Genomic DNA, 24,586 nt, shown 5'->3' on the forward strand with positions numbered 1-24,586 from the left:
ACCCTACGACCTCAGCCGCCGGCGTCCGCGGACAGGAAGGCGACGGTGTCCCCGGCCACCAGAGGCAAGGACTCATCCCGGGTGACCTGATCTCCGTTGAGCGCGGCCACCACGTGACGGTTCAGGGCCAGCCCGACCGAGGCGGCCGCGGCCCCGAGCGTGGCGGCCCGGACACCGCGCGGCCGATGGCCGCCGTTCCTCGCCAGCGCGCCGAAACACTCCACCATCACCTCCGGCGGCAACCGGTCCCGGGCCGCCGCGTAGTCGTCCGGGGAGTTGACGTTCACCACGGACTCCAGCATCGGGTCGTGCCGTGCGAGCTCGGCGTCGGCCAGTAGCTCCTCGTCGCTCAGCCGGGCCACCTCACAGTGCTTGAAGATCATGCCCGGGCGGAGGTCGCCCGCGGCCAGGAGGTCTGTGACCAGTCCGGCCAGGGCGGTCCGGTAGCCGGCGGCCAGCGGTTGCCGGAAGCCCCGGGCCACCGGCAACGCGACGTCCGTTCCGGGGGGCAGCGCACGCAGGACACGGCGGACGAAGGCCGGGTGGAGGAACGGCATGTCGGTGGAGCACACGAATGCCGTCTCGGCCCGGTCGGCCACCGCCGCGAGCCCCACGGCCAGCCCCTGCATGGGGCCCAGCCCTTCCACGGGATCCTCGACCACCGAGACCCCCGAGGGCAGTGGCGGGAGCTCCTGCCCGGGTGCGGCCACCACGACGACCGGACCGTCGACCGTCCTGGCCAGGACCGCGGCGGCCCGATACAGCAATGTCGAACCGTGCCACTCCAGCCAGGCCTTCGGCTGCCCCATCCGCGTGGAGCGCCCGCCCGCAAGGACAACGCCCGCAGCAGTCTGCATGCCCCGCATGCTAGGCCACGCCATGGATCGCGCTCACGACGGGGCCGACGACCTGCCGCAGGTCCCGGCACTCGCGGGCGGCTCGACTCAGTCAGCGGTGATCAACGAGCGCGCGTGCCGAATCCTGACGCGGACGTCACTGCCGACCGGGGGAAGCTCGGTGGCGAGCACGTCGCCGGGGTGCAGGCAGGTCAGCGGGCCGGTGGAGGTGTCGACGTCGACACGGGTGGCGATGCCGAGTGCGACGGTCCGGCGCAGCGTTCCGATCACCGACCGTACGTCGTCGGTTCGGTCAGCGGGGCCGTCGGAGGCGTCGAGGACGAGTTGGGTGTGCTCGGGCCGCGCCACGAGGGTGTGCATGCGGCCGGTGAGAGATGGCGGGAGGAGGTTGGTGTAACCGAGCAGCCGGGCCGTGTCGGCGTCACTGGGATGGTCCAGCATCTCGGCGGTCGGGCCGTGCTGGCGGATCCGCCCGTCGATCAGCAGCGCGGTGTCCTCGGCCAGGGCGAGGGCCTCCTGCCGGTCGTGGGTGACCAGGATCGTGGCGGTGGGCTGTCCAGTCAGCGCGGCGCGCAGGTCGGCGAGCAGGTCGGCGCGGGTGGTGCTGTCCAACCCGCTGAACGGCTCGTCGAGCAGCAGTACCCGGGGTCGGACCGCGAGCGCGCGGGTGATGCTGACCCGCTGAGCCTCGCCTATGGACAGGCTGCGGGCATCCCTGCCGGCTAGCGGCTCGAGGCCGAGCGCCTCGATCCACGGCCATGCGCCGATACGGGCCTCGCGGCGGCTCATACCGCGAAAGCGCAGTCCGCTGATCACGTTGTCGGCCACCGTGCCGCGGCGCAGGATCGGCCGTTGCAGCACGGCCACGATCGCGTTGCGCATCAGTGACCGCGTCGCGGGACGCCCGTCGAGCAGGATCTGTCCGCTGACACGGTGGCTGCTGAGCAGGCCCAGCGCGCGCAGCAGGGTGGACTTGCCGGCGCCGTTGGGGCCCAGCACGGCCAGCGTGCGTCCCGACGCGACGTGCAACTCCGGCACGCTGAGCAGTTCCCTGCCGCCCGCGTGCACGCGCAGGTCCCGGCACCCGATCCCGGCGCTCAGGCCGCTCACCGCATCACGGTCCGTCGCTGTTGAATCAGGGTCAGCGACAGGTTCACGCCGAACGCGATCAGCAGCAAGATCATGCCGAACGCGATCGAGAGCGAGAACTGGCCCTGGCTGGTGGCCAGTACCGCAGCGGTGGTCAGCACCCGGGTCTGTCCAGCGAGGTTGCCCCCGACCATCTGCGCGGCCCCGACTTCACTGACCACTGCGCCGAACGCGGCCATCGCCCCGGCCAACAGCGGCAACCTGGCCTCGCCCAGCAGGGCCGCGAACGCGCGGATCGGCGTCGCTCCCAGAGCCTGCATCTGAACCCGGAAGTCGGGATCGACCTGTTGCAGCGCGGCCGCGACCAGTGCGACCACGATCGGGGTGGCGATCGCGGCCTGGGCGATGATCATCGCGGTCGGGGTGTAGAGCAGGCCGAGCCCGCCCAGCGGCCCGCTGCGCCACAGCAGCACGGTGACGAACAGGCCGACCACCACCGGCGGCAGGCCCATCCCTGTATTGGCTGCTGCCAGGACGATCCGCCGGCCCGGGAAGCGTGCCAGCGCCACGATCGCGCCCAGCGGCAATCCCATCAGCAGGGCGATCGTGGTCGCGGTCAACGAGACACGCAGGGTCAGGGCGATGATCGACCAGCTGTCATGATCCCCGGAGAGCAGCAACCCGATCGCGCCTACCAGCCCGTCGAACAGCACGTCCATCGAGTGACCTCCCGGCCGTGCTCACTGGCCCAGTTTCGCTTCGTCCGCGCCGGCGTCCGGGGTGAACAGCGGTTGGCCGAACTTCGCTCGCCCGAACTCGCCGATGAGCCGCTGCGCGGGCGGGGCGACGATCCAGTCGGCGAACGCCTTCGCGCCGTCGGGCTGTACCCTGTTCCCCGCCTTCTTGGTCATCTCGATGACGTGGTAGACGTTCAGCAGGCCCGCATCGCCCTCACTGAGCACCTCCAGCGCCAACGTGCCGCGCTGGGTGAGATAGGTGGCCCGGTCCGACAAGGTGTAGCCGGCCTTCTCGCTGGCGACCCGCAGTGTCGCGCCCATGCCCTGCCCGGTGGACTGGTACCACGAGCCGCCTGGGGTCGCCCCGGCCTTGGACCAGAGGTCCTTCTCCTTGGCATGCGTACCCGACTCATCTCCCCGGGAGATGAACACCGCCTGCGCACCTGCGATCTTCTTCATCGCCTCCGCGCTGCTCGTGCCCCGTATTTTGGCCGCGTCGGCCTGTGGCCCGACCAGCACGAAGTCGTTGTGCATCACCAGCTGTCGGGAGCCGGCGGCGCCCTCGGCCACGAACTTCTCCTCCGCCGCGGGGGAATGCACCAGGAGTACGTCGGCCTCGCCGCGACGGCCCAGCTCGATGGCCTGTCCACTACCGACCGCCAGGGTCTTGACCTGCCAGCCGCTGTCGCGGGTGAACACCGGCGACAGCTCATCGAGCAGCCCGCTGTCCTGGGTGCTGGTGGTGGTGGCCAAGATCAGCGACTTCTCCGCCGAGGGGTTGGACGCCGGTCCGCTGGAGGAGGGAGCGGCCCCACACCCGGCCAGTAAGACCATCGTTATCAACGCGAAAACGACCAGAAGCCTTCTACGCATGGCTGTGACCCTATCTGTGCTACTTCAGAGCAGCGCAAGGGTAAGTTGTGCAAGCGTGACCCGATACCGGGAAATTTGCACCGACCTCGCCCACCAGATAGGCGCGGGGACCCTCCACCCCGGCGACGAACTGCCGGGGGTACGCGAGCTCGCCCAGCAGTGGCACACCACCGCCTCCACCGTCAGCCGGGCGCAACGCCGGCTGGCCGACGCCGGAGTGCTCGAGCTGGCCGACCGTCGCCGTGCGCGCGTAGCCCCCGGCGCTGCGCTCGCTGCCCGGCGGTTCCTGCACGAGGACTCCGTCTTCACCCTCGCCGGCAGCGACGATCCCGCCCTCGACCTCCTCGCCGGCGCGCTGCACGGAAAGCTGAGAATCGTCGCGCGCGAGGGCAGCGTCGCCGGCCTCGGCGCGGTGCGCCAGGGTCACGCCGACGGCGCTGCGATCCATCTGTTGCACCACACCGGCGTCTACAACGCGCCTTTCGCGCTCGGCATGCTGCGGGGCCTGGAACCGCACATGATCCACCTCTGGCGACGCGAGCAAGGGCTGATCGTGCCGCCGGGCAACCCCCACCGCATCACCGGCGTCGCCGATCTCGCAGAGCGACGGGTCTCCACCCGGCGTCCAGGCACCGGGACCCGAATCCTTCTGGACCGGCTGCTCCTCGCCGCCGGTCACGACCCCGACAGCCTCCGGGGACCGCAGGTCGGCACCCATCTCGAGGTTGGCCTGGCCGTCGCCACCGGCACCGTCGACGTCGGCCTCGGAGTCCGCGCGGCTGCGACCGACCTGGACCTCGAGTTCATCCCCCTGACCTGGGAGGACTTCGACATCGGGCTGGTCAGGAACGCCCTCGACCCGGCTGCTCATCTCATCGACGCGCTACGCACGCGGACCCTGCGTGACAGGATCTCCGCATTGGGCGGCTACGACACCTCCAGGTCCGGCGACGTCACGAAACTCTCCGACACGGACCCGAGCGGGGCCCCATGATCTGGCGACAGCGTGGCGGACGCGGGCGCCCCGCCTCGGGACGCCCGCGCCGCACGCCTCCCCGCGTCAGAAGTCGTCGGCAGTGCGGATCCGGTCACGGACCCAGACACCGGCCTCCTTGAGGCGGCCCGTCCCGGCGAACGAGCCGTTCGGGCAGGTTCCGGTGGTGAAGACGGCGCCCGTGCGGAAGTCGTCGGAGAAGTTCCAGTTCACCCAGCTGATCTTCTTCTGTGCCAGCAGGTCGAGGTACTGCTGCGACCTGGCGAGATTGTTGGCTCCGTCGCCGGACGCACTCTGGGTGCCGAACTCGGTCACGAAGATCGGCAGCCGGTCGGCGGCCCGGGACAGCGTATTCAGGTACTCGGTGCCGTGCGAGGCCGCGTAGAAGTGGAACGTGTACATGATGTTGGCCGCGTTGACGGGATTGTTGACGATCTCGGTCTCGTTGCCGCCGCCGGAGACGCCGAGCGACGACCACGCGCGGGTGCCGACCAGGACCGGGGCGTCGGGGTCGTACTGGCGGATCACCGGGATGAGCTGGTGCGCGTAGTCGCGGATGACGGACCAGGTGACGGCGTCGCCGTTCGGCTCGTTGGCGATCTCGTACAGGACGTTCTTCTTGCCGTTGTGCCGTTGGGCGATCTCGGTGAAGAACGTCCTGGCCCGGCTGAGGTTGTACATCGGGTCACCGGGGGTGAGCATGTGCCAGTCCACGATCGCGTACATCCCGCGAGCGGTGGCCATCTCGATCAGGGAGTGCACGCGGTCGGTGAACAGCCGGGGGTCGGTCTCGTAGCCGCCCTCCTGAACGTACATCGAGATGCGCAGGACGTCGGCCTGCCAGTCGTTCGCCAGCGCGTCGAGCGACGCGTCGTTGAGGCACTGGTTGTACCACTGGATGCCGTGGCTGCTCATGCCGCGTAACTGGATCTCCTTGCCGTTCTCGTTGCAGAGCTTGACACCGCACACCCGCAACTGCCCGTTGGCCCGGACCGGGGTGCCGCCGCCCCCGCCGCCCGCGGGAGCCCCGTAGACCTCCATCTCCCACAGGGAGTAGCCGTACGGGGTGCCGCGCTGCGTGCCGTGCACCCGGATGTACCGGCCGGTGCCGCTGACCGTGAGGTCGTCGGTCGCTCCGTCGCCGGAGGTGGTGGAGTAGACGTCGGTCCAGGTGGACCCGTCGGGCGAGGTCTGCACCCGGTACGCCGTGGCGTGGGCGACCTCCCAGGTCAGCCGCACGCGGGAGACGGTGTGCGTGGAGCCGAGGTCCACCCGGATCCACTGCGGGTCCACCCCCTCGGCGCTGGCCCACCGCGTGGCCGTGCTGCTTGCTGCTCTGATCGCGGCCCTCCTGCGGTCGTTTCGATGAGTTTGCGGCCGGACGCCGGTCTAAGTTCGTGCCGGCACACAAAGCCGGAACGCACGGAGGAGGAGGACACCATGGGCACGATCCATATCGGCCTGTTCGCGACGCTCGACCTGGTTGGCCAGGCGCCGGGTGATCCCGAAGAGGACCCCGACGGCTTTCCGTTCGGGGGATGGCAGGCGCCCTTGTTCGACGAGACGGTCGGCCGGCACGTCGGTGCCGGAATGGAGGGCATGGACGCCCTGCTGCTGGGCCGCAAGACCTACGACATCTTCGCCGCGTTCTGGCCGAACCAGGTCGACGGCGTCGACGGCGGGATCGCCACGCTGTTCAACAGCGTCCCGAAGTACGTCGCCTCGCGAGGCAATCCGGACCTGGGCTGGGCAGGCTCGACGCAACTGGGGCCCGACGTGGTGAGCGCCGTGCACGAGCTGCGTGACAAGCACGAGCACGTCCATGTGATCGGAAGCCTGAACCTCGTGCAGACCCTCCTGCACGAGCGCCTCTTCGACCGGCTCGACCTGTGGGTCTTCCCCATCATGCTCGGCGTCGGCAAGAAGGTGTTCGACGGCGGTGTCGCGCCTGCCAACCTGGTGCTCCTCGATCCGCCCGTCACCTCGTCCAAAGGCGCTGTGCTCCTGCGTTACGGCCAGGGCGCGGGGAGCCCCGGCAGCGGGGACATGCGACGCGAGGACCGTGGCGTCGGTTCGAGCTGAACAAGGTCAGTCATTCGATCGAGCAGCCCCAGCGGGCGCATGACCCGAGCGGATCTTCAGCAACTCGGGGCAAGACGCCGTTCGCCTGACAGCTCGTGATCACGACGGTGAAGAAAACGAAACGAGCAGGAACACGTCGGCTCGCCGCTGCAGGAGAGCCGGATGACCCAGGCCCGCTCAGGGGCGGAGACGGTGGAGTACCGGATACATGCACGCCGTAGGCGAGCACGACCGATCGCATCCCTCACGAATGTGCGGACCAGCTCTCCAGCCGCGCGTAGGCACCGCGGGCGCCCATCAGCTCCGCATGGGTGCCGGACTCCACGATGCGGCCCGCCTCCAGGACCAGGATCAGGTCGGCGTCCTGTACCGCCGCCAGCCTGTGCGCCACCACGAAGCAGGTGCGCTCGCGCAGGAACGGAGTCAAGGCCAGGCGCAGATGCCGTTCGGTGACCGAGTCCAGGTGGGAGGTCGCCTCGTCGAGAATGACGACCTGCGGGCGCTTCAGCAGGAGCCTGGCCACCGCCAGCCGCTGGCGCTCACCGCCCGACAGCCTTTGACCGCGGCCTCCTACCACCGTGTCAAGCCCGTCGGGCAGGCGCTCCAGGAGCGGCGACAGCTGCGCCGTACGGCACGCGTCGAGCAACTCGGCCTCACTCGCGCGGGGCCGTGCCAGCAGCAGGTTGGCCCGGATGGTGTCGTCGAACAGATGCGGCTCCTGGGGGACGACGCCGATCGCCGCCCGCAGGGACGAGAGCCGCAGGTCGCGGAGGTCAGCGCCATCGATCGTAATGGCGCCCTCGTCAGGGTCCCAGTTCCTGGCCAGCAGTCGTGCCAGCGTGCTCTTGCCCGATCCCGACCGGCCCACGATGCCGACGGTCATGCCCGGCCAGGCCGCCACGCTCACATCGGCGAGCGCCGGACAGCGCTCCGCCGGAACGGAGCCAACCTCGCCTCCGGCGAGCGACCGGGGTACGACGGCGCTGGCCGGCGGATAGGTGAACGTCACCTGCGACATGCTGACGAACGCTCCCCTGTGCGGTCCGGCGGTCAGCTCCAGCGCGTTCGGAAGGTCCCGCACCAGCGGCGGGAAGTCGAGCACCTCTCGCAGCCGTGAGTAGCTCAGCCAACCCGCGACCAGGTCGGTCTTCACCGTCGACAGCGAGGCGAGCGGGCCGTAGAGGCGGGCCAGGAGCGTCACCAGCGAGAGCATCGTCCCCAGCGTGATGGCCCCGGCCACGGCCCAGTGCGAGGAGGCGATGTAGGTCACGGCTGTGGTGGCGGTCATGACGCACACCAGCGTCGCGTGCAGCCCCCCTTCCACAGTGGCCTCCCTGACGGCCAGCTCGCGAGCGCGGCGGGACTCCTCCAGGAAGGCGGCGACCTCCCTGTCGTGGTTGCCGAGCATCTGCACCGCCTCGATGCCGCCGGGGCTGAGCCGCTCGGCGACCAGGGAGTTCAGCCTTGCTCTGACGTCGAGAGAGTGACCGCGGACGCGCTTCAGCGCACGCCCCAGCCCGGCGGAGACCCCGTACAGCAGCGGCCCGATGACCAGGACGCTCAGAGCCATGCGCCACTCCAGCACCACGGTGACGGCCAGCGCGGAGATGCCGCTGACCAGCGCGCCCATCGCCGCGGGCAGGGATGCGGTTACGGCGCGCTGGACGCCGGCCAGGTCACCGTCCAGGCGCGAGACCACGGTGCCGGTCTTGGCCCAGGTGAAGAACCCCGGCGACTGGCGAAGCAGATGTTCGTAGGTCCGCACCCGCAGGTCTTGAGCGACGTCCTCGCCCAAGCGGGTCGCCAGGCGCATGGAGAGCAGCGCCAGCATGGCCTGTACGGCACCGGCCAGTGCGATGGCCGCTCCATAGGTCCAGACGGCTGTCATGTCGCCGCGGAGCACGCCGTCATCGACCAGGCGCTGCGCCAGCAGCGAGGGCGCCACCGCGATGACGGAGTGCCCGACGACCAGCGCCGCCAGGGCGCACGCACGACGCGCGTGCGGTCGCAGCAACCAGACGGCGCCGCGGCGGGCGTGTTCAGCGTCCATCGCCTGCCAGTACGGTCGCCGCCCGGCCGGGCTGGAGGAACTCGGCGGCGAAGTCCCGTACCTGCTCGGTGGTGACCTCGGCGATCCGGGCGTGGTGGCTCTGCACCCAGCTGAGGGGCAGCCCGTGGCGGGCCAGGGCGAAGGCCAGGCCGGTCACGCCCTGCTGGGTGGCGAGCAGCAACCGGATCGCGCCCTTGAGGTGGGTACGCGCATGCTCGACCTCCTCACCGGTGGGGCCCTCATCGCCCAGCCGTGCCAGGTCATCGTGGATCACCCGCACGGCCGCCGCACTCACCTCGACGCGGACGTTGGTGGCGACCGCCAGCGCCGGGCCCAGCGGATCGGTGGTGAGGCTGGATTTGACCCAGTACGCATAGCCCTGTTCCTGGCGTAGACGGCGCAGCAACCGGGAGGAGAAGTAGCCGCCGACGATCAGGTTGGCCAGCTCAGCCGCCGCGAAGCGCGCATCATGCCGGCTGACCGCGGCAAAGCCCATGACCAGAGCGTTCTCGCTCGCGCCGTCCTGGCCGAGCAGCACCGTGCGCCCCGCGGGCGCCGGGCGAGCGGGTCCCGGCAGGCGCGGGATCGGCCGACGCTGCAGGGTGCCGAACGCCTTCTCCGCCACCTCGATGACATGAGAGGCCGGGTGAGGGCTGGAGATGACGAGAGTGGCGCCCTCGCTTTGCAGCCGCTCGGCCAGGAAGCTCCCTACTGCGGCGGGGGTGACACTGAGCAGTTCACCCTCCGAGGGTGACAGCAGGGCCAGCGGGTGTTCGCCGTACATCTCGGCCAGCAGGGTGTTCCAGGCGGTCCGCGCAGGCGCGCCGTCCTGGTCGGCGGCGAGACGCGCCAGGCTCGCGCGGCTGAGCCGGATCGCCTCCTCGTCGCAGTCGGGTGCGGACAGGGCCGTGCCGAGCGCCGCCAGCGCCGGTCGCAGGTCTTCCGGCAGCGCCTGACCTTCGACGGTCAACACGTCGCTGGCGCAGGAAGCGGCCGCCTCCAGCCCCGAGCGCTCGAAGAAGTCCTCGGCCAGCAGCGTCGCCGCGGCCACGGTCCCGGCCGCGCGGTCGGCGTACCAGGTCGGTACGGCGAGGCGCAGCTCCACGAGAGGGTGGCGGGGGTGGTGCAGAGCGGACACCGCGAGGCCGTTGGGCAGCGTCGTCGTGGCGTGGTCCAGGCGCTGGAAGCTGCCGTCGATCACGAGCTCTCCCGGTGAGGTGCGAGTTCGATGGAGATCGGGGCGTGCCGCAGCAACGCGCGGGCGGCGCTCGCGAGCTGCTGCGGGCGCACGGCGCGGAGGTCGGCGTCCTTGCGCAGCGCGCCGGCCGGCGCGCCTAGGAAGAACTCGTAGGAGGCCAGCTCGCGCGACCGGTGCAGAAAGGAGTCGAGACCGTAGCCGACGGAGATGCGCTCGCGCCGGACGCATGCTTCCAGCGCGGAGCCGGTCAGCGCGCCTTCGGCCAGTGCCTGCAGCTCCCGCTGCGCCAGTTCGACCGCCTGGCGGGCCTGCGCCCGGTCTCCCAGGTGGAAGGCAGCGGCAATGGCGGAGGGTGCCGCGCAGTTGAGCCCGAGGTCGTGAACGCCGAGAGCGGCCCATGCCCGGATGAGGTCCGGCCCGGCCGTGCGCGCCCTGTCGCGAACGGCCGTGTCGAGGACCTTGGCCAGCAGTTCGTACACCACCGCTTGCGTGCTGGCCGGCCCTTCGGCCAGCGGCCAGGCGACCGCGCACGCCGCGGACGCGGTCGGGGCGGCGAAGACATGGTGGGTGCGGTCGTGATGGTTGACGGCGGCCGGTACGCGGCCGGGTGAGGGCCGGGCGTGGATGCCGCCGAACAACTCCTCGATGAGCGCCGTGAGCTTCGGCGTGGCGAAGTGCCCGGAGACGGCCAGGACGGCGTCGCCGGGCGCGTAATAGGCATCGAAGAAGGCGCGGGCCTGCGCGAGCGTCAGCCGGTCCAGCGCGTTGAGGCTGCCGGCCGGATCACCGGCGCCGGACCGGCCGCCGCGCACCAGCGGGGCCAGCCACCGCCAGGGGAAGGCGGCCATGGGGTGAGCGAGGCCGGAGCGGATCTCCTGTTTGACCACCTCGATCTCCCGGCGGAAGCGGCTCTCGTCGGCGATGAATCCCGCCATCCGGTCAGCCTCCATCGCCAGCAACGCTTCCAGGCCGGTGGCGGGCACCTCCTGGTAGAACTCGGTGTGGTCCAGCCAGGTGCGGGCGTTGACCACTCCGCCGAGGCCCTGGACGTAGTTGAAGTGGGCGAACGCGCCATAGCCGGCCGAGCCCTGGAACATGAGGTGCTCGACCAGATGCGCCAGGCCTTCCTGCCCGTCCGGATCGGCGTGCGCGCCGCCGCCGTACACCACCGTGACTCCGGTGGCGCCCGCGTCCCCGTGCTCGTCGAGCACGACGCGCAGGCCGTTGTCCAGGCGCAGCCGCGTTGGCGAGCCCGTCATGCCGGGCTCGCGGGCAGCAGGTCATCGGGCAGGAAGACGCGGTTGGCGCCACGGTCGAGAGCGCGCGAGACGAACATCAGCGCGCCGGCGGAGCCGGTCAGCAGGTCAGCGCTGACGGTCCGCAGGGTCTCGCCGGGCATGTACAGGTGCCCGGCGTACTCCACCCGGAACAGGCTCAGGCGTCCGGCCGTGTCCTCGGCCGCCCGCTGCCAGTGCGCGGCCTCCGAGGGCAGCAACTGGGCGCAGTCGAGCAGGTACATGCCCAGTCCGGCCAGGCCCGAGGCGAATGTCGGCCAGGTGACCCAGCGATCCTCGCATCCGTGTGCCAGGGCGCGGGCGTACTGCAGCATCTCCGGGTCAGCGAGGGCCACGCCGTAACGCAGGCACACCGTGCCCAGTCCGGCCGCCCCGGAGTCCCAGTGCGGGCCGATCCGGTCGATGGGCTCGCCCACAGGATCGACCCGCACCTGCAGGCCGTCGCCCTCCCTCAGCGACCCCGTGTGATGCAGCACCTTCAACAGCGTCCGCCTGCCCGCCTCGGCGTGGGCGGGCTCGCCGGTGACCAGGCTCAGATAGAGAAGGAAGAGCGCCAGTCCCGCGCTGCCACCTGCCAGGCCGGGGTTCACGTTGTCCACCGTTTGCGTGTTCAGGCCCTGCCCGACGGTGGCGGCGAGCGACCGGGCGTGATCAAGGTGGCGCTCGTCGCCGGTCTGCCGCAGGAAGTGCAGGCACGCAAGACCGATGCCGGCAGCCCCGGAGAAGAGGCTGACGTCGCCGCCGATGCCGGCCGAACGGCTCACGGCCTCGTCCATCAGCGAGGCCGCCACGCCCGAGTACCCCGCGTCGTGCAGGGTCCACGCGAGCCCGGCGAGCCCGGTGTAGAGGCCGGGTGAGGCGACCTGGGTCGCCAGGTCCTGCCCGGTGAGCCAGCCGGCCAGCTCATCGGCCCGGCCCAGGGCGCGTAACAGTCCCGCGGCACCGTACCCGGCGCAGTAGCGGTTGGTGGCGAAGACCTGGCGATCCGCCGGCGCGACCGGGACCTTGGCCTTGCCGGGGTAGCGCAGCGAGTGCAGCAGGCCCTCTCGCAGGGCGTCGCGGAAGGCCGGCAGCGCGAGTTCCTCGCCGGCCGCGCGGGAGGGCGAGTCCTCGACGACGTCACGCGCGCCGTGGATTGCCCGGCGCAGGCTCCCGACGACCGCGGGGCCTGGCCGGCGGTGTGCCGCGACGGCGGCGATCATCTCGCGCACCTGAGCCTCGATGCCGCTGCGGTCCGCCGCGCACGTCATCAGCCGGCGGAAGGTCTCCGGAGCCCACGTGACGAGTTGGGCGGTCGTCAGCAGCCGGCTGAGCAGGGCAGCCGCCAGGCCGTAGTAGTCGTCCGCCTCGGCCGCGGGTGTCAGACCACGATCATCGGCGCTGGCGTAACCGGGAGTGCGGAAGGTCGGAGCCGGCTCCCCGATGGGCGCGGCGCCCTCCAGATCGATGAAGGTAACGGTACCGAGATCGTCGCTGACGATCATGTTGAACGGCGAGACGTCGCCGACCACGTAGCCGAGGGCGTGGACGCGGTCCATCGCCGTCAAAGCCGCCTGCCACAGCCGGATCGATTCGTGCAGGTAGCGCGTGCTGTCCTCCCGGCTTGGCCGGCGCAGGAAGTGCGGGGCCAGGTGCAGAGCCGCCAGGCTGCCCAACGGGCGGCCCTCGACGAAGTCCTCGACGAGATAGTGGTGCTCCCACTCTTGGAAGAAGGCGTGGCGACGGGGCGTCACGCCGCTCGCTTCCAGGGCCTTCAGCGTCTGGGCTTCCCTGCTGAGCTGGGCGACCGCGTCCCCGACGCCGTCGATCCACTCGGTGTGCGGGCGGGCCTCCTTGATGACCACTCGCGCTCCGGTGACCGTGTCGCGTCCCACGTAGGTCCCGCCGCGCGTGGTGTGGGCCAGCGCATCGGTCACCTCGTACCGGCCACCGTCCAGGACGATCGGGCCGGCGGGCAGGGCGGCATCCGGCTCGGCGCCGAACGGGTCCTCGGCCCACGGAGGCGCGACGTAGTAGGGATTGCGCTCGTCGGCGTACTCCTCGCCGTCCGGCGTGCTCAGGACATGTTGCACGATGCCGCCGGGACCCACGCGCGTGCCATCATTGATTCCGCCGTATCGGTAGTAAAGACAGGAACTGTCCCGGTAGCGGCGGTCCGACAGCACGTACGGTCCCCGGAACCGGCCCAGCAGGGGATGCAGTTCCCGCAGGATGCGCTTGAACTGCTCGGTGTCCGCGGGGTAGATGGTGACGAACTTGCCCGCGCCGGCGCGGGGCCAGCGCTTGCCGTTCATGAGCCCGAGGATCACGGGGTCGAGCGCGAACTTGAAGGCCACGTCATGCCTCGCGCAGTACCGCGCCACGATCTCCAGCACCTGCGCGCCGTGCGGCGGGATGCTGGACACATGGATCTTCCACCCTTGCCTGATCAGAGGGGTGGCGGCGCTGCGGCAGACGTGCCAGGAGCCATCGGGGGTGATCGTCCAGTCCGGGCCCACGATGGCGGCGACGAGGTCGAGATACTCGCGGGTGGTGGCGAACATGTCCGGAGCGGAGAACTCGGGTGGCGGCTCGGACGGCTTGCCACGCTCCGCATGCACGTTTGGGCTGATCATATTCCTACTCGAATCTGCTCGATGGGACCGGATGGGGCGTCTCGGCGCTCGCCGTCCGGCCCCGCCGAGGCTCCCGACTACACCGCCAGCGTGGAGATCCGCGCTCCGTACTGCTGTTCCTCGCGGTCATCGTGGACGAAGTTCGAGAAGAGGTTGGCGCAGCAAGCCGCCGAACTCCCGGTGACGCAGTCGCCCCGCGACTCGATCCCGCTGTTGCCGTGCACTCCAGGACCGCGCAATGCCGTCCGCGTGGCTCCTAGCCGTTGCAGGGCAAGCACATCCGCACTCATGAAGGCTCCTCTCATCCTCGCCGTCGCGTGTCGACGGCGAACTGGACAGTAATCAGGGGCTCTTCGAATCGGATATGAGCTCGCTATGCGCTCTCCGGGCTGCACTGTTGACGGGCGGATGGAGGCGGGAGGCCCATATCCACCCCATAACCAATCCATAGCGCGGCTCCGTAGTGTGACGCGCGCGCAGGGCGGGCCTCGGATTCTTCCGTCGAGGTTGCGCGAAAGGGGGATTGATGAAGCGTGGGATGAGGGTCGTGGGGGTGCTCGTCCTCCTGACGGCCGGGTGCGGAGCGCGGGTGGGGACGTTGCTCGACGACGCGCCGACGCCGCCACCGTCCGGCCCGTGGCCGATGACGGCCGGCGTGAAGATCGGCATGTGTACGAAGGACGCGGTCGCGTCGAGATGTGCCGGCCGGCCCCTCGCGACGAAGGCGGACGGCGTCGCTGTACTGGCCAGGCTGCGGACCTTCCGCGGGATCTCGATGGGGAGGATCGCCTCCGGCGCGGGCGGACGGGAGGAGGGGGCGTACGTCACCGCGACCTTGGCCGATCGTGACGACTTCCCCCGGTTGAAGGCGTCGGTCGAGCGGATGCCGGGGGTGGGCGGCGTCACGGGCTGGCCGACGGACTTCTGGACGGGCAAGACCGAGATCGGGATCTCCCTGTGCCCTGCCAAGGGGGTGGTGGACACGGAGCCGTGCGCAGGCCGCGGGCCGGCCACAGAAGGCGAGAAGCACGCCATCTACCGGCGCTTGCGTGAACTGCCGGAGGTCGCTGCGATCTATTTCGCCGATCTCGCGTTCGTGGTGCGAGAGGCCAGGCACAACGCCCGTGGGGGCATGAGCGGCGGATGGGAACTGGTGGTGTCCAACCCGATGGAGGAATTCCACGTCAAGCTGGCCGGGGGTGGAGAAGCGGCGGCGGAGAAGGTCAGGAAGATCGCCGAGGCGCTACCCGGCGTGTGGATGGCGCCATGGGGCGAGGAGTGAAGCCCGGGCGCCGAGACTGACGGCGTCAGCGCTCCTTGCCACCGACCAGGGTCCAGGCCTCGGGCGCTCCGCCCGGGCCGTCGACATCGCCGACGTCCCGGTCGGCGGACGCGAAGCCCTGTCCGCCGGTCTTCGTCCCGCCTCGTCGGTCATGAGCGCGTCGACGTCCCCACCGAGCCGTAGGCGCCCCTCCCCCGACCCGGCTCTCGCACCGGTCCACGGCGCGCCCCCGAGGCGCGAATTCGGTCAGACCTGGCGAGAAACGATCATGAATTCTCGTGTTCTGCGGAGAAGGGGATGAGATTGGATAGCGGCAAGGTTCTGTTCAAGATCCTTGGAACGCTGGAGGTGGTGGTCCACGGGGCGCCGGTAAGGGTGGGGGGACCGCGTGTCCAGGGCGTGCTGGCCATGCTGCTGGTGGAGAAGGGACGCCTGGTCAGTATCGACGAACTCGCCGATGCGGTGTGGGGAGAAGAGGCTCCGTCGACGGTGCGTAGTCAGGCCATGATCGCAGTGTCGAGTATCCGCCGGGCGATCCGGCAGGCGGGTCTCGACGTGGAGATCATCGAGACTTGCGGCTCCGGCTATCGGATGCGCACCGACGGTGTGGAGGTGGATGCCTGGCAGGCTGAGGAGTTGTTCGCGGCCGGGCGGAGAGCCGGCGAGGCGAGCGAGGCGTCCAAGCTGTTGCGACATGCCTTGGCCTTGTGGCGCGGCCCCGCGTTGACAGGCATGAACGAGGTGTCTTCCTTGCAGCTGGCGGCCCGGCGATGGCAGGAGCTGCGGCTGGCGGCGGTTCAGGAGTGGGCTGAGTTGGAGCTGGCGTTGGACCGGCACCGAGATCTGGTGGGCGAGCTGTCCCGCTACGTTGAGGAAGACCCGCTACAGGAGCGGCTGCGGGGGCAGCTCATGGTGGCGCTGTACCGGTCGGGTCGGCGGGCTGATGCGTTGCAGGTGTACGCCGCCGGGCGAGCCGCGCTGGTGTCGGAGATCGGCATCGAACCCGGACCTGAGTTACGCCGGTTGCACGAAGCGATGCTGGCAGATGATCCTGCCTTGATACCGGCTGCCGTCGGCAGTGCGGCTGAGCCGGAGCCCGAACCCGGCCAGAGGCTGGATGAGGCGGACGAGACGACCGTGCCCGACGCATCGCCCGCCCAGCTGCCTCCTGCGGTCTCGGCGTTCGTCGGTCGGAGAAGGGAACTCGGCATCCTCGATGCCCTGCTTGACCGGCAGGAGGGCGACGACAGCTTGCCGCTGTGCGTGGTGTACGGCGTGGCGGGCGTTGGTAAGACGGGGCTGGCCGTGTCGTGGGCGCGTCGCGTCGCAGACCGGTTTCCCGACGGGCAGCTGTTCGCGGCCTTACGCGGTCACGACGGCCAGGCGCCACCGCTACGCCCCGAGGAGGTGCTGTCGCGGTTCCTGCGCGTACTCGGCGTGCCGGGCGATCATGTTCCGGCCGGGCTGGACGAGCGCTCGTCCTTGTTCCGCAGCATGCTCGAAGGACGGCGTGTGCTGATCGTGCTCGACGATGCGGCCTCGACCGGGCAGGTGCGCCCCCTGCTGCCCGGCTCGGCCTCCTGCTGCGTCCTTGTCACCTCGCGTTCTCCACTCGGCGCGCTCGTCGCGCGGGAGGGCGCCGCTTGCGTCGGCCTGGACGTCCTCTCCGCGCAGGAGTCGCAGGAGCTGCTGGCGCGCATGGTGGGCGCCGAGCGCATCTCGCGTGAGCCGCCCGCGGCTATGAAGATCGCTGGACTGTGTGACCGGCTGCCCCTGGCCCTGCGTCTCGCCGCCGCCAAGCTGATGTCCAGGAAGACCTGGACGGTGGAGGAGATGGCGAGCCGCCTGGAGAGCGAGCGGGAGCGCCTGAACGAACTGCACCAGGACGAACTGGATGTGCGAGGCAGCTTCGCCCTCAGCTACCGGGACCTGCCCGAGGCCGCCAAGATCTTGTTCCGCCGGCTGGGGCTGCTCGATCTGCCCAACGGCTTCGCCACCTGGACGGCCGCCGTGGTCGGCGAGCTGCCCATGTCCATGGCCGAAAAGCTGTGCGAGCGGCTGGTGGACGCCCAACTCGTGCAGCCGCTCGGCCGGGACGCCGCCGGACGGCAGCGCTACGATCTCCACGGTTTGATCCGCCTGTTCGCCAGGGAGCGGGCGTACGTGGAGGAGGATTCCGACTCGCGCCGCGCCGTGATCACGCGGATGATGGGCTGCCTGCTCACGCTCGTCGAACTGACCAGGCAGCGCGAGGGGAGGGACAGCGGTGAGATGGTCGTGCGGGGAGGCTCTCCTCGGTGGCCGCTCCCGCACGGACTGGACCCGCTGGGCGACGATCACATGGCTTGGCTCGAAGCCGAACGCCCCACCATCTCAGCCGCCGTGGGCCAGTGTGCCGCGCTCGGGCTTTCCGGGCCGGCCTGGGAGCTGACGGTCCTGTCGGTCTTCCTGTTCGAACGCCGCGGACACTACGACGACTGGCGCGTCACCGCCGAAGCCGCCCTTCGAACCTGCCGCGAAACCGGTGACCGGCTGGGCGCGGCGGCGATGGAACTGACTCTGGGAGCGCGGCACGTGCACATGCGTGTGGGTGAAGCGGAACCACACATCATGGCGGCGATCGACCAGTTCGCGGCGCTCGGCGACGACCACGGCGTCGGACTGGCTCTTCGGTACCGGGCCACCTTGCTGCAGAACCGGGGCGAGCTTGATGCCTGCCGCGAAACCCTTGACCGGGCCCTGCGCCTGCTCCGCGGGGTCGGCGACGGGCTCGGGCAGGCCATGGCGCTGATCAGCCTGGGCCAGCTCGCCGTGCAGACGAACGCCACGGACGAGGCGGCAGAGCGGTTACTGGAAGCCGCCACGCTCGTCCCGGCCGCCGATCGCTCCCTGCGTGCGGGCGTGCTCAAACGGCTGGCCGATGTCTACATCGTCCAAGGCCGGTTCCAGGAGGCACGCTCCGGCTGCCTGGAGGCCCTCGACCTGGTCCGCGCGATCGACGACCGCATCGGGGAGGCGTACGTACTGCATTCGCTCGGGCGGTGCCTCCAGCAGAGCGGAGACTCCCCCGTCGCAGAAACGACGCTCTCCCGTGCGCTCACAGGAGCCCGGGAACTGCGCGACCCCTTGCTCGAAGGCCGTGTTCTCCTTTCCATGGGCCACTACGACCATGCCGCCGCCATCTTCACAGACCTGCAAGCCCACGCGTGGCTCGCCAAGGCCATCGCCCGCGACCCCAACGGTTGCTATTGACGGGTGTCACCGATCCAGATCGAGTGCCCGAGGACGGTTCGCGAATCGGTGTCCCTGCCAGGTCATATTCGTTTCAAAACGGATCTATAGCGCGGCCGCCTACTGTTCCTTCTCATCGCACGGTCGTCCAAGACCGGTGCGGAGTTCGGAAGGAGGAAACACGATGTCTGATGTGACTGTCTGGGATCTCTCAGTCGACGACCTCGAAGAGGACATCTTCTTCACCCCCATGGGGCGGGCCGATCCCCCTCGTGGCGGTGGCGGTGGCGGCAATTTCTGCGGAGCCTTCAGCGACAGCTGCTGCAGCAGCTGCTGCTGAGAATGATCCGCTGACGACGACCCCGGCGGGGTGGAGAATCAATGACAACGAATGTGATCGGCAGTCTCGTCTCACCCGCCGGGATTGTCTCGTCCATACAGAGCCGACGGCACCCGACCTGGCCGGAACGGTTGCAGGCGTCCATCGCCTCGATCGGCCTGGACGTGCCGGGCTGCGGCCACCCTCGTGACCAGCCCATTCCCTGCGGTGGAGCGGCGTGGGAGGACGTGGCGCACACTCACCTCCTGGCCACGGCCGAAGGCGCGGAACGCTACGCCGCAGCGGACCTCCTGGGCGAGGAGCGCATCTGGGCGACTGCTCGCGAGCTGGACGGGGAGTGCCTCGACCCCGAACGCTACCCACGCTGCTCCGCGAGAGAGTACGCGCGGCCGGAATGCCCTCTCGTGCCGTTCGATTCCGAAGCGAGGATCCGCTGGACGCGCGGGCTCGACCTCGTATCGCAGCAAGAGATCTGGCTGCCTGCTGTCATGGCCTGCTACGGCCTGGCCGACGTCACGCCGGCGGAGAAGTTCACGTACCGGATCTCTACCGGGTTCGCGGTGCACACCGACCCGGTCGAGGCGGCCGTCCTGGGCATCTTCGAGGTCATCGAGCGGGACATGATCGCCACAACGTGGCTGCAGCAACTGCCGCTTCCGCTGCTGGATCCCGGTCTGTTCTCCGACGAGACCTCCGAGCTCATAGCGTGGTGCCGAGACCGGTTCACCGAAATCCACCTGTTCGACGCCACGACGGATCTCGGCGTGCCGACGGTCTACTGCCTGGTGACCGCCGACCACGACGCGTCGGGCTGCCGCTCGGTGGGTGCATCCACCGGCCGCACGCTCGGGCAAGCAGTCCAAAGTGCCCTGTTCGAAGGGTTCCTGGCGAAGGACATGCTTCGCTACGCGAAGGACGTGCCCAACCTTGCTCACTTCTCGGACGTGTCGGACGGCTCGCGTTACATGGGCGTCGCCGAACGAGCACGCGCGTTCGACTTCCTGCTTGAACAGCCCCGTACGGCTACGGCCCGGCACTCCTCGTTACCCCAGGATCCCGACCAGGCCCTTTCCCGGCTGACGGAGATCCTCGCGGCCGCCGGGGCACGCCCCGTAGTAGTCGATCGCACGCCTTCTGAGCTGGCCGACGTCGGACTGCACGCGGTGAATGTCGTGATCCCCGATCTGCAGCCGATGAGTCTGCTCCCGTTCGCCCAGTTCAAGGGCCATCCACGCCTCTACGAGGCACCCAGGCGCATGGGGTATCGAGTACTCAGTGAAAAGGAACTGAATCCGTGGCCACAACCGTTCGGCTGATCCGGCCGGCCATCATCGGGATAGGCCCCTTCGGGGAGCGTGTCGCCGACATCCTGTTGTCGCAGTTCGAGAACGGCCACGTGACGCAGGATGTGGCGGGCGCCTTCAGCGCAGACGCGGACGCCGTGGTGCTCGTCCTGTGGCGGCCCTCGCCCGCGTTGTGCGAAGTGGCCGACCAGAGCGCTTACGAGATGGGCATTCCCTGGCTGCCCGTCGTGGTGGAGCATCCGTACGCGATCATCGGGCCCTGGATCGCCCCGCACGCGGGGCCTTGCTTCGCGTGCTCCAGCAGACGCCGCGATCAGCATGACCAGGACTGGCGGGCCACCCGGGCGCTGCGCGCCGCCTACGACGAGGACCCGACGTGCGGGCCCGCCGGATTCCTGCCGCAGCACGCGCGGCTGGTGGCGGGAATGGCCGCGCGCATCATCCGCCGAAGGCCGACGGGCATGGTCACCGCGATCTCGCTGCGCAAGCACGGCATGACGACGTACCCCGTCGTTCCGCTGCACGGCTGCCCGCGTTGCGGGCGTGAGCTTCCCAGGCCGGGCCTCCGACAGTTGCTACGCCTGGCAGGCACCGATGAGAAGGAGCGCGCTCGTGCACGCTGAACGCCCGCGGCTGTGCCGCGGTCTCGTGCTGGTCCCCGCCCACGACGGGTTCCTGATCGCCGGGGGGCCACGGCGGCACTACTTCCGGGGGAAGGTGGCGGCGAAGGTGCTCCCCAGCGTGCTGTCGTTGCTGGACGGCACGCGCGAGGAGCAGGAGATCGCCCGCGAGCTCGGCCTCGACCAGCGTCGACTGGCCCAGATGGTGGCGATGTTACGGGCACGGGGGCTACTGGAGTCCGACACAACCGCGGCTGTTCCCTCCTCGCAGACCGAGCAGGTGGCCACCTACCTGTCGCGAAATGGGACCCGCGAGCTGGGCGACGCCCTGGCCACGACGGCGGTCCACGTCGCCGGCGACGAGCCCGTCGCCCAGAGGGTGGTCGAGGACCTGCGCGACTGCGGGGTGGGGTCCGTCAGCACCAGTCGGGCAGCGCCCGAAGGGGCCGATGCGGACCGCCTGCTCCTGGCCAATCGCCCGCTGGTCGTCGTGCTGGACGGCGCGACGAATTCAGGACTGCTGGAGAAGGTCGTCGACTGGTGCGCGTCACGTGACATCCCCGTCCTCCGGCTCGCCCTGAACAACGGGCACATCGAAGTGGGGCCCTGCTTCCAGGGCCAAGCGCTGGCTTGTGTGGACTGCCTCCGGCGCGGGGTCGAGCAGGCGACCTGGGACGCCGAGCTCGGCACGGGTGACGACCTGGCCGAGACGCTGGCGGGACTGGCGGCAGCCGAGGCCTTCACGATCGTCGGGCGGTTCCCCCATATGCGGGCAGCACACATACTGACGAGGATCTCGATCGACAGCTGGAGTGCCGAGGACTTTCTGGTGGCTCCGTACCCGGACTGCCCGGCCTGCTGGTCCGGGGAGACAACCGCGGATGAAGAGACCTTCATGGCGGAGATCTACGAGTGGAGCGAGCGCCAGCGACCCGGCCAGCTGGCGGAGGGGGCCCAGGGCCCGGCTCTGGATGAGGAGTGGCTGGAGGAGCTGAAGGGCCAGCGATCCGACTTCTCCTCGCATCCGCGGGTACCACTCGCCAACGTGCCAGCCCGAGACGGTCTCGGCGCACTGGCGGCCGTCGCGCGCCAGGTGGCCGGGCTCCGCGCGGACCCGGACGGGCTGAGCATGCAGCGGTGGGCACCCGCTGCGGGCAACATGGCGTCCGTCGAGCTCTACCTGATCACCGAAGCCGGCGTGCCTGGCCTGCCCGGCACGATCTTCTGGTACGCCGATCTCCCCGACGAGTTCGTCGCGGTCCGCCCGGATCCCTATCCCCTGTCCCAGGTGCTGGCCGGAACCGATCTGGATGCCGGCCGTCTGGCCGCCGCCCTGGTGTTCGTCGCGGCCACAGGCCGCATCGCAGGGAAGTACCAGACCTTGAATCTGCGCCTGGCCCACCTCGACGCGGGCTGTGCGACGACCCAGCTCGCCGCCGTGACCCGGAGCCTGGGGCTGTCAGTCACCTTCGCGTCCACGTGGGACGAGAGACTGCCCGGACTGCTGGGGCTGGCGAAAGACCATTTCATCGTCACCGCTGTGGCCGGAATCGGCCCGCCCGAGGGAGGCCTGTGATGCCCCTGCTGGCTCTGGACGCGCCGAGCAGCGCCGTCACCACCATGTCCCGGCACCGCAGGCCGCCGCGCGGGACGCCCTCTGGCGCACAGGTCGAGGGACTGACGACGGAATACCCGAAATCCGTCCTGGCGGGCAGGCGATCAGTGCGGAGGTTCGGCGACCGGACAGTACCCGTGGAAGAGCTGACCGACGTGCTGGGCACGGCAGAAGGGGCGCAGCGTCGCCAGTGGCCGGCCGGCCGCCACGGCGATCCCGGACTCACCCTCATGGCGGCCGCGTACCGAGTCGACGGGCTGCCCGGCGCCCTGCATGTGTGGTGCCGGGAGACAGCGGCGTTCGACCCGGGCGGCAACCCCGAATGGCTGCGCCGGCTGCCCGCCTGGTTCGCGGCCGCGCCGGCACTGGTCCTGGTCTGCGGGTCGATCAACCGCGCCGATCGCATCGCCTACGGTCAGCTCCTGGTCCAGGCCGGCGCCCTCGGATACGAGATCTGGCTGGCAGCCAGGTCACGCGGCCTGGAGTGCTCCGTCTACGGCAACGCGATCCATGAGGCATCAGGCGCCCTGGCGCCCGGAGGACGCCACCTCTTCACTGTCGCGCTGGGCTACGCGGTAGAGGTATGAGAAGGGCCGCGCACCGCTCGATGGACACCTGGGCCACCATCCGGCTCATGGTTCCGTACTTCCGGCCCTACCGGAAATACGTCGTCTTCTCGCTGATGCTGGTTCTTGCCGAATGCGGCTTCGGGCTCGCCAATCCGCTGATACTGCGGCAGATCATCGATGAGGCGCTGCCGAGGCGGGACTTCGACCTACTGGTGATCCTCTGCGGAACCATGGTCATCATCGGCCTGGTGGGGAGCGCGATCACCGTAGCGGAGGTGGCGCTGACCAATTGGATCGGCCAGCGGGTCGTCGCCGACCTGCGGACGGAGGTGTACGACCGGGCCCGCGCGCAGCCGCTGCCGTTCTACACGGAGCAGGGCGCGGCGGAGATCCAGACGCGGCTGGTCAGCGACATCGACGGGGTGGATCGGCTGCTCACCAATACCGCGCAGAGCGCCCTCGCGTCGATCACGAGCCTCGTCGTCACGGTGACGGCGATGCTGATCATCAGCTGGCCGCTGGCTCTCGCCTCATTCGCCATCGCGTTGGCGCTGTCCGCGGCGAACCGGCGATTCGCGGCGCATCGCAGGTTGCTGGCCAAGCAACGGCAGCAGCACGTCACCACCTTGATGCGCCTCGTTGCCGAGGATCTGTCCCTGGCCGGGATCGTGCTGGGCCGGACCTTGGGTCGTACGGGCAAGCAACGCGGGCGCTTCACCGACATCAGCGAGCGCGTGCGGGACGTCACGTACAAGCAGCGGGTTGCGGGCTCGACGGCCATGACCCTCATCTCCGCCGTCTACGCCTGTGTACCACCGATCATCTACTTCCTGACCGGCACCGTCGTCCCGGGACTGTCCGTCGGCGCGGTGGTGGTCCTGGTGATCCTGCAGATGCGTCTGGCCGGCCCGGTTCAGAGTCTGTTGCTGTTGAGCGGCAGCCTGCAGGCGTCGATCGCCATGTTCGAGAGAATCATGGACTACTTGAAACTGGCGAAGGACGACATCGAGTGCACTCCCGCCGCGACCGAGTTCGTGTCAGGGGTTCGCCTGCGGGGACTCTCCTACCGCTATCCCGGATCGAAGTCGCCGGCCCTGGCCGGCGTCGACCTGGATCTGCCGGCCGGGTCCGTCACGGTCGTCGCCGGAAGCAGCGGCTCGGGCAAGAGCACGCTGGGCCTGATCCTCGCGGGTCTGCTCCGACCGGACTCCGGGACGATCCACGTCTCAGGACCGAACGCGGATCCCGCCGAGCTGCGCGACGCGGTCACCCTCGTGCCGCAGCACACGCTCATCCTGCATGGCACCATCGGTGACAATCTGCGGTTCGCCGCCGAGGACCTCACAGACGAGGAGATGGAACGAGCGCTCACCGCGGTCCACCTCGACGACCTGGCGACCCGGCTGCGGCTCGGCTTCGACACGCCCACCGGGGATGACGGCCACCAGATGTCCGGCGGCGAACGCCAGCGCCTCGCGCTCGTGCGCGCGCTCCTTGTGCCGAGCCGCGTCGTGGTGCTCGACGAGGCCACCAGCGCCCTCGACAACCTCACCGCAGAGCACATCCACGGCCTGGTGCGCCGTCACTGCCGGAACAGGACTCTCGTGATCATCGCTCACCGTATCCCCCGGCTCGAACCCGCCGACCGCGTCGTCGTGCTGGAGCACGGGCAGATAGAGGAGATGGGGACCCATGGCGAATTGGTCACCAGCGGCGGGGCGTACACCAGGCTTCTCGCGGCCCAGCACACGCGCCCGCAGGGCGGAATCACACCGGAGGCACCGGTGACGCGGACCGTACTCCGGTGACACCTGGCGATGTCCGTGCAGCGGATC

At 69.9% G+C, this 24,586-nt stretch carries 20 protein-coding genes; 10 read left to right on the forward strand and 10 right to left on the reverse strand.

Annotation, left to right across the window (positions count from 1 at the left end):
• Positions 1 to 11: 11 nt before the first annotated feature.
• The 4 genes from V5E28_RS21195 to V5E28_RS21210 form a co-directional block, all read right to left on the reverse strand.
• Positions 12 to 857, reverse strand: coding sequence for an NTP transferase domain-containing protein (locus V5E28_RS21195; RefSeq protein ID WP_336208711.1), 846 nt, complete (start codon positions 855 to 857; stop codon positions 12 to 14).
• A gap of 87 nt (positions 858 to 944) precedes the next feature.
• Positions 945 to 1,967, reverse strand: coding sequence for an ABC transporter ATP-binding protein (locus tag V5E28_RS21200; protein ID WP_336208712.1), 1,023 nt, complete (start codon positions 1,965 to 1,967; stop codon positions 945 to 947).
• Positions 1,964 to 2,665, reverse strand: coding sequence for an ABC transporter permease (locus tag V5E28_RS21205; RefSeq protein WP_336208714.1), 702 nt, complete (start codon positions 2,663 to 2,665; stop codon positions 1,964 to 1,966). The genes V5E28_RS21200 and V5E28_RS21205 overlap by 4 nt, the downstream gene beginning before the upstream one ends.
• 21 nt (positions 2,666 to 2,686) lie before the next feature.
• Positions 2,687 to 3,556: a substrate-binding domain-containing protein gene (locus V5E28_RS21210; RefSeq protein WP_336208715.1), complete on the reverse strand. Its 870-nt coding sequence runs from the start codon at positions 3,554 to 3,556 to the stop codon at positions 2,687 to 2,689.
• 55 nt (positions 3,557 to 3,611) lie between these two features.
• On the opposite strand from V5E28_RS21210, the gene V5E28_RS21215 reads away from it, so the two are divergent.
• Complete coding sequence (locus V5E28_RS21215; protein ID WP_336208716.1) at positions 3,612 to 4,550, forward strand: substrate-binding domain-containing protein; 939 nt, start codon at positions 3,612 to 3,614, stop codon at positions 4,548 to 4,550.
• Positions 4,551 to 4,616: 66 nt separating this feature from the next.
• Here V5E28_RS21215 and V5E28_RS21220 read toward each other — a convergent pair whose 3' ends face one another.
• Positions 4,617 to 5,843, reverse strand: a complete 1,227-nt coding sequence (locus V5E28_RS21220) for a cellulase family glycosylhydrolase (RefSeq protein ID WP_336208717.1) — start codon at positions 5,841 to 5,843, stop codon at positions 4,617 to 4,619.
• A gap of 147 nt (positions 5,844 to 5,990) precedes the next feature.
• On the opposite strand from V5E28_RS21220, the gene V5E28_RS21225 reads away from it, so the two are divergent.
• On the forward strand, positions 5,991 to 6,632 hold the full coding sequence (locus V5E28_RS21225) for a dihydrofolate reductase family protein (RefSeq protein ID WP_336208718.1): 642 nt from the start codon (positions 5,991 to 5,993) through the stop codon (positions 6,630 to 6,632).
• A gap of 244 nt (positions 6,633 to 6,876) precedes the next feature.
• Here the strand turns inward: V5E28_RS21225 and V5E28_RS21230 are convergent, their stop codons facing one another.
• The 5 genes from V5E28_RS21230 to V5E28_RS21250 form a co-directional block, all read right to left on the reverse strand.
• On the reverse strand, positions 6,877 to 8,682 hold the full coding sequence (locus V5E28_RS21230; RefSeq protein ID WP_336208719.1) for an ABC transporter ATP-binding protein: 1,806 nt from the start codon (positions 8,680 to 8,682) through the stop codon (positions 6,877 to 6,879).
• Positions 8,672 to 9,883 carry a M16 family metallopeptidase gene (locus V5E28_RS21235; RefSeq protein ID WP_336208720.1) on the reverse strand — a complete coding sequence of 404 codons (1,212 nt, stop codon included), beginning with the start codon at positions 9,881 to 9,883 and terminating at the stop codon, positions 8,672 to 8,674. Before V5E28_RS21235 ends, V5E28_RS21230 begins: the two co-directional genes overlap by 11 nt.
• Entirely contained in the window at positions 9,880 to 11,139 is a 1,260-nt protein-coding gene (locus V5E28_RS21240) for a M16 family metallopeptidase (RefSeq protein ID WP_336208721.1), read from the reverse strand. The genes V5E28_RS21235 and V5E28_RS21240 overlap by 4 nt, the downstream gene beginning before the upstream one ends.
• Complete coding sequence (lanKC, locus tag V5E28_RS21245; RefSeq protein ID WP_336208722.1) at positions 11,136 to 13,775, reverse strand: class III lanthionine synthetase LanKC; 2,640 nt, start codon at positions 13,773 to 13,775, stop codon at positions 11,136 to 11,138. Before lanKC ends, V5E28_RS21240 begins: the two co-directional genes overlap by 4 nt.
• 92 nt (positions 13,776 to 13,867) lie before the next feature.
• Positions 13,868 to 14,080 (reverse strand): hypothetical protein, encoded by a 213-nt coding sequence (locus V5E28_RS21250; protein ID WP_336208723.1) that lies wholly within the window; start codon positions 14,078 to 14,080, stop codon positions 13,868 to 13,870.
• 236 nt (positions 14,081 to 14,316) lie between these two features.
• On the opposite strand from V5E28_RS21250, the gene V5E28_RS21255 reads away from it, so the two are divergent.
• The 8 genes from V5E28_RS21255 (at position 14,317) to V5E28_RS21290 (ending at position 24,559) form a co-directional block, all read left to right on the forward strand.
• Complete coding sequence (locus V5E28_RS21255) at positions 14,317 to 15,072, forward strand: hypothetical protein (RefSeq protein ID WP_336208724.1); 756 nt, start codon at positions 14,317 to 14,319, stop codon at positions 15,070 to 15,072.
• Between the two features lie 303 nt (positions 15,073 to 15,375).
• A complete protein-coding gene (locus V5E28_RS21260) occupies positions 15,376 to 18,324 on the forward strand; it encodes an AfsR/SARP family transcriptional regulator (RefSeq protein WP_336208725.1) in 2,949 nt (982 codons plus the stop codon).
• Positions 18,325 to 18,487: 163 nt separating this feature from the next.
• Positions 18,488 to 18,643: a hypothetical protein gene (locus V5E28_RS21265; protein ID WP_336208726.1), complete on the forward strand. Its 156-nt coding sequence runs from the start codon at positions 18,488 to 18,490 to the stop codon at positions 18,641 to 18,643.
• Between the two features lie 41 nt (positions 18,644 to 18,684).
• The gene (locus tag V5E28_RS21270; protein WP_336208728.1) at positions 18,685 to 19,959 is read left to right on the forward strand and encodes a YcaO-like family protein; all 1,275 of its coding nucleotides are present in this window, start codon (positions 18,685 to 18,687) and stop codon (positions 19,957 to 19,959) included.
• Positions 19,938 to 20,570 carry a TOMM precursor leader peptide-binding protein gene (locus tag V5E28_RS21275; RefSeq protein WP_336208729.1) on the forward strand — a complete coding sequence of 211 codons (633 nt, stop codon included), beginning with the start codon at positions 19,938 to 19,940 and terminating at the stop codon, positions 20,568 to 20,570. The genes V5E28_RS21270 and V5E28_RS21275 overlap by 22 nt, the downstream gene beginning before the upstream one ends.
• Positions 20,560 to 22,143, forward strand: a complete 1,584-nt coding sequence (locus V5E28_RS21280; RefSeq protein WP_336208730.1) for a nitroreductase family protein — start codon at positions 20,560 to 20,562, stop codon at positions 22,141 to 22,143. Before V5E28_RS21275 ends, V5E28_RS21280 begins: the two co-directional genes overlap by 11 nt.
• A complete protein-coding gene (locus V5E28_RS21285; protein ID WP_336208731.1) occupies positions 22,143 to 22,769 on the forward strand; it encodes a nitroreductase family protein in 627 nt (208 codons plus the stop codon). The genes V5E28_RS21280 and V5E28_RS21285 overlap by 1 nt, the downstream gene beginning before the upstream one ends.
• Positions 22,766 to 24,559, forward strand: coding sequence for an ABC transporter ATP-binding protein (locus tag V5E28_RS21290; protein WP_336208732.1), 1,794 nt, complete (start codon positions 22,766 to 22,768; stop codon positions 24,557 to 24,559). The genes V5E28_RS21285 and V5E28_RS21290 overlap by 4 nt, the downstream gene beginning before the upstream one ends.
• Positions 24,560 to 24,586: the final 27 nt, after the last annotated feature.

The sequence above is a fragment of the Nonomuraea sp. LPB2021202275-12-8 genome (assembly GCF_037044575.1).
In the GTDB taxonomy this organism is placed as follows: domain Bacteria; phylum Actinomycetota; class Actinomycetes; order Streptosporangiales; family Streptosporangiaceae; genus Nonomuraea.